Origin of the sequence: Saccharothrix coeruleofusca (genome assembly GCF_014648515.1) — a bacterium.
GTDB classification, from domain to species: domain Bacteria; phylum Actinomycetota; class Actinomycetes; order Mycobacteriales; family Pseudonocardiaceae; genus Actinosynnema; species Actinosynnema coeruleofuscum.
Map to the genome: position 1 here is coordinate 353082 of NZ_BMRG01000003.1, position 5285 is coordinate 358366.

4 protein-coding genes and 1 riboswitch (1 of these 5 only partly in view) are annotated in these 5285 nt (G+C 76.9%); all 4 genes read left to right on the plus strand.

Annotation, left to right across the window (positions count from 1 at the left end):
* Positions 1 to 74: riboswitch (cobalamin riboswitch) on the plus strand; it begins 86 nt to the left of the window's first position.
* Between the two features lie 38 nt (positions 75 to 112).
* The 4 genes from IEZ00_RS10185 (at position 113) to IEZ00_RS10200 (ending at position 5239) form a co-directional block, all read left to right on the plus strand.
* Positions 113 to 2098, plus strand: coding sequence for a putative cobaltochelatase (locus IEZ00_RS10185; protein WP_189222931.1), 1986 nt, complete (start codon positions 113 to 115; stop codon positions 2096 to 2098).
* 12 nt (positions 2099 to 2110) lie between these two features.
* Positions 2111 to 2725 (plus strand): cob(I)yrinic acid a,c-diamide adenosyltransferase, encoded by a 615-nt coding sequence (gene cobO / locus IEZ00_RS10190; protein WP_189222932.1) that lies wholly within the window; start codon positions 2111 to 2113, stop codon positions 2723 to 2725.
* Positions 2722 to 4086: a cobyrinic acid a,c-diamide synthase CobB gene (locus tag IEZ00_RS10195; protein ID WP_189222933.1), complete on the plus strand. Its 1365-nt coding sequence runs from the start codon at positions 2722 to 2724 to the stop codon at positions 4084 to 4086. Before cobO ends, IEZ00_RS10195 begins: the two co-directional genes overlap by 4 nt.
* A gap of 67 nt (positions 4087 to 4153) precedes the next feature.
* On the plus strand, positions 4154 to 5239 hold the full coding sequence (locus IEZ00_RS10200; RefSeq protein WP_189222934.1) for a cobalt-precorrin-4/precorrin-4 C(11)-methyltransferase: 1086 nt from the start codon (positions 4154 to 4156) through the stop codon (positions 5237 to 5239).
* The last annotated feature ends 46 nt before the right edge of the window (positions 5240 to 5285 follow it).

Here is a 5285-nt window from a genome sequence, read left to right on the forward strand (position 1 = left end):
AAGTCCGGCACGGTCCCGCCACTGTGACCGGGTGACGCCGGGAGTCAGGAACTCGGCCCCCGAGTCACCGAACCGGACACGGGCGTGGACACCCGAGGAAGGACACCGCCGCATGGGCGCGCGTTTCCCCTTTTCCGCTGTCGTCGGCCACGACGACCTCCGCTTGGCCCTGTTGCTCAACGCCGTGCACCCCGGTATCGGGGGAGTGCTGGTCCGAGGGGAGAAGGGAACCGCCAAGTCGACCGTGGTGCGCGCGCTGGCCGCGCTGCTGCCCGAGTTGGAGGTGGCGGCGGGCTGCCGCTTCGGCTGCGACCCGGCCGCGCCCGCGGACTGCCCCGACGGCCCGCACCGCGGCGGCGTCGAGCGGCGGCCCGCCCGGCTGGTCGAGCTGCCGGTCGGCGCGACCGAGGACCGCCTGGTCGGCTCGCTGGACCTGGAGCGCGCGCTGACCGAGGGGGTGCGCGCCTACCAGCCCGGACTGCTGGCCGCCGCGCACCGCGGGGTGCTCTACGTCGACGAGGTCAACCTGCTGCACGACCACCTGGTGGACCTGCTGCTCGACGCCGCCGCGATGGGCCGCGCGCACGTCGAGCGGGAGGGCGTGTCGGTGTCCCACCCGGCGTCGTTCCTGCTGGTGGGCACGATGAACCCGGAGGAGGGCGAGCTGCGCCCCCAGCTGCTGGACCGCTTCGGCCTCACCGTGTCGGTGCGCGCCGCCCGCGACGTGGCCACCCGCACCGAGGTGATCCGGCGCAGGCTGGCCTACGAGGCCGACCCGGAGGGCTTCGCGGCCCGCTGGGCCGAGCGGGACGCCGAGCTGGCGGGCCGGATCGCGGCGGCGCGGGCGACGCTGCCGGGCGTGCGGCTGCCCGACGCCGAGGTGCGCCGGATCGCGGCGGTCTGCGCGGCGTTCGAGGTCGACGGGATGCGCGCGGACCTGGTGGTCGCGCGCACCGCCGCGGCGCACGCGGCGTGGCGCGGGGCGGCCGAGGTCGCCGAGGAGGACGTGGAGGCGGCGGTGCGGCTGGCGCTGCCGCACCGCAAGCGCCGCGACCCGTTCGACGAACCGGGCCTGGAGGAGGAGCAGCTCGCCGACGCGCTGCGCCAGGGCGCGGAGCACGCCGAGGAGCCGGACCCCGACCCGGAGGACGACCCCGACGGCGGCGGTGACGGACCCGGAGGCGGCGGCGAGTCCACCGGGGAATCCGCCCAGGAGTCCACTTCGGACGGTCCGAGCCCCGAACGGCCCGACGGCGGGGGTTCCGGCTCGGGGGAGCGCACGCACGCCCCGGCCCCCGCGTTCCGCGCCCGGCTGCTCCAGGTGCCCGGCGTCGGCGAGGGCGCGCCGGGCAAGCGCTCCCGCGCCAGGGCCCGCACCGGCCGCGTGGTCCGCCCGTCCGCCTCGGACGGCGGCGGCCTGCACCTGGTCGGCACGCTCGGCGCGGCCGCGCCGCACCAGGCCGCGCGCGGCCGCAGCGGCCCCGGACTGGTGCTGCGCGGCGAGGACCTGCGGCGGTCGGTGCGCGAGGGCAAGGAGGGCAACCTCGTGCTGTTCGTGGTCGACGCCTCCGGCTCGATGGCCGCGCGGCAGCGCATGTCGGCGGTCAGCGGCGCGGTGGTGTCCCTGCTGCGCGACGCCTACCAGCGGCGGGACAAGGTCGGCGTGATCACCTTCCGGGGCGCGGCGGCCGAGGTCGCGCTGCCGCCCACCGGCTCGGTCGACGCGGCGGCGGCCCGGCTGCGCGCCCTGCGCACCGGGGGCCGCACCCCGCTGGCCGACGGCCTGCTGCGGGCCCGCCGGGTGCTGGAGTCCGAACGGGTCCGCGACCCCCGGCGCAGGCCGCTGCTGGTGCTGCTGACCGACGGCCGCGCGACCGCCACCGGCGCGGGCGGCGACCCGGCGGCCGACGCCCTGCGCGCGGCGGGCCTGCTGGCCGCCGACGGCGTGGCGGCGGTGGTGGTGGACTGCGAGCGGGGCCCGGTGCGGCTGGGCATGGCGGCCCGCGTGGCCGCCGCGCTGGGCGGGGTCTGCCTGCGCCTGGAGGAGTTGTCCGCGGACCAGGTCGCCGGCGTCGTGCGCGCCGCGCGCGCCGCCTGAGAGGGGAACGCCATGCCTCAGGGACAGCCGTCCTCGGTGCCCGTCGACGGGCTCACCACCCGGCAGCGCCGCAACCGGCCGCTGGTCGTGGTGCACACCGGCGAGATGAAGGGCAAGTCCACCGCCGCCTTCGGCCTGGCCCTGCGCGGCTGGAACCAGGGCTGGTCCATCGGGGTCTTCCAGTTCGTGAAGTCGGCCAAGTGGAAGGTCGGCGAGGAGACCGCCTTCCGCGCGCTGGGCAGGCTGCACGAGCAGACCGGCGAGGGCGGCCCCGTCGAGTGGCACAAGATGGGCGAGGGCTGGTCGTGGGCCCGCAAGCAGGGCACCGAGGCCGACCACGCCGCCGCCGCGCTGGAGGGTTGGCGGGAGGTCGCCCGCCGCATGGCCGAGCAGCGGCACGGCCTGTACGTGCTCGACGAGTTCACCTACCCGATGCACTGGGGCTGGGTCGACGTCGAGGAGGTGGTGGCCGCGCTGCGCGAGCGCCCCGGCCACCAGCACGTGGTGATCACCGGCCGCTACGCCCCGCCCGCGCTGCTCGACGCCGCCGACCTGGTGGTGGAGATGACCAAGGTCAAGCACCCGATGGACGCCGGGCAGAAGGGCCAGAAGGGGATCGAGTGGTGAACCGGCTGGTGGTCGCCGCCCCGGCCTCCGGCAGCGGCAAGACCACCGTGGCCACCGGGCTGGTGGCGGCGCTGCGCCGGGCGGGCGACCGGGTCGCGCCGTTCAAGGTCGGCCCGGACTACATCGACCCCGGCTACCACGGCCTGGCCGCCGGTCGCCCCGGCCGCAACCTGGACCCGGTGATGGTGGGCGAGCACCGGGTGCCCGCCCTGTTCGCGCACGGCTCGCGCGGCTGCGACATCGCCGTGGTCGAGGGCGTGATGGGCCTGTTCGACGGGCGCGTGGGCACCGAGGGCGTCGGCTCCACCGCGCACGTGGCCAAGCTGCTGTCCGCGCCGGTGCTGTTCGTGGTCGACGCGCGCGGGCAGAGCCGCAGCCTGGCCGCCCTGCTGCACGGGTTCCGGGGCTACGACCCGACCGTGCGGCTGGGCGGTGTGGTGCTCAACCAGGTCGGCTCGGCGCGGCACGAGGAGGTGCTGCGCGCCGCCTGCGCGGAGGTGGGCCTTGAGGTGCTGGGCGTGCTGCCGCGCGACGCCGGGCTCAGCCTGCCGTCGCGGCACCTGGGCCTGGTCACCGCCGCCGAGCACGGCCACGAGGCGGTCGCCGCGGTGGACGCGCTGGCCGAGGCGGTGACCGAGCACGTCGACCTGGCCGCGGTGCGCGCGCTGGCCGCGCGGGCGCCGTCGCTGGCGGTGCCCGCGTGGGACCCGCACGCCGAGGTCGAGCCGGTGCCGGGCAGGCCCGTGGTGGCGGTCGCGGGCGGGGCGGCGTTCACCTTCGGCTACGCCGAGCACGTCGAGCTGCTGCGCGCGGCCGGGGCCGAGGTCGCGGTGGTCGACCCGCTGCGCGACGAGGAGCTGCCGGAGGGCGCGGCGGGACTGGTGCTGCCCGGCGGGTTCCCCGAGCAGCACGCGGCCGAGCTGTCGGCCAACGAGCCGCTGCGCGCCGCGGTGGCCCGGTTGGCGGCCTCCGGCGCGCCGGTGCACGCCGAGTGCGGCGGCCTGCTGTACCTGGCGCGCTCGCTGGACGGCGTGCCGATGTGCGGGGTGGTCGACGCCGACGGCGCGATGACCTCGAAGCTGGTGCTGGGCTACCGGGACGCGGTCGCGGCGGGCGAGTCGGTGCTGGGGGTCGCGGGCGCGCGGATCACCGGGCACGAGTTCCACCGCACCGCGCTGACCGCCCCGCACGGCCACCGCCCGGCCTGGCACTGGCGCGGCCACGACCAGCGCCCGGTGGCCGAGGGGTTCGTCGTGGGCGGGGTGCACGCGTCGTACCTGCACACGCACCCGGCGGCCGCGCCGGAGGCGGTCGGCCGCTTCGTGCGGGCCTGCGCCACATCCCGTCAGGCCACTCGATAGTGGATCGCCCGTGCGCGGTACGGTCCTTGCCCAGCGAGATCGAACACAGCGTGGGGAGCAGGTAGCGATGACCGGTCGGGTGACGTTCGTGGGCGCCGGTCCGGGTGCCGCCGATCTCATCACCTTGCGGGGGGCCAAGCGCATCGCCGAGGCCGACGTGGTGCTGTGGGCGCCCGCGGTGGTGGAGGTCGAGTGCGTCCGCGAGCACGCCCGCCCCGACGCCGAGCTGGTCGACTTCTCCCGCGTGGGCGACGCCGAGGTGGTGGAGGTCTACCGGCGCGCGGCGGCGAGCAAGCTCAACGTGGTGCGGCTGCACCCCGGCGACCCCTCGCTGTGGGGCGGGCTGCGCGAGCACCACGACACCTGCCGTCGGCTGGGCATGGTGATCGAGGTCGTGCCGGGCGTGTCGCAGATCTCCGCGGCCGCGGCGGCCATCGGCCGGGAGCTGACCACCTCCGAGGTCGCCCAGTCGCTGGTGCTGACCGGGCCGGACACCGCCGAGCACGTCCGCGAGTTCGCCGCGCACGGCACCACGATGGCGATCTCCGCCTCCGGCGCGCGGGTCTCCCTGCTGGTCGAGCAGCTGCGCGCGGGCGGCTACTCCGACGACACGCCCGTCGTGGTGGCCTACAAGGTGTCCCTGCCCGACGGGACGGTCGCGCAGACCACGCTGGGCGAGCTGGAGGCGTGCGTCAAGGAGCACAAGCTCTACCGCACCACGCTGTTCCTGGTCGGCCAGGTGCTCAAGGCGCCGTCGCGGCGCGGGGTCCTGGAGGGCGACGAGCCGGTGCGCGGGTTCCGCCGGTCGAGGTGGTCGGCGCGCACGCACCGCGAGTCCCGCTCCGAGGCGGTCTGGTCGGCCGTGCACGACTGGCAGGAGACCGCCCGCGCCCGCCGCGCCGCGACCAAGCCCAAGGCGGAGGAGCCCACGCTGGAGCTGGTCCCCGAGATCCCCGCCGGGGCCGCTGCGGAAGCCCCCGCCCAGACGTCCGCCGAGACGTCCGCCGAGCAGGGCGCAGAGCAGGGCGCAGAGCAGGCCGTGGTGAAGCCGAAGGTGGTCGCGGCGAGCAGGCGCAAGCCGGGGTCGGTGCAGGCCAGCACGACACCGCGCAAGCCCGCCGCGCGGACCAAGAAGACCAAGCGCGCCAACTGACGTGGACGTCGTCGCGCTGCACCGGTTCGTCACCCTGGCGGGCCGC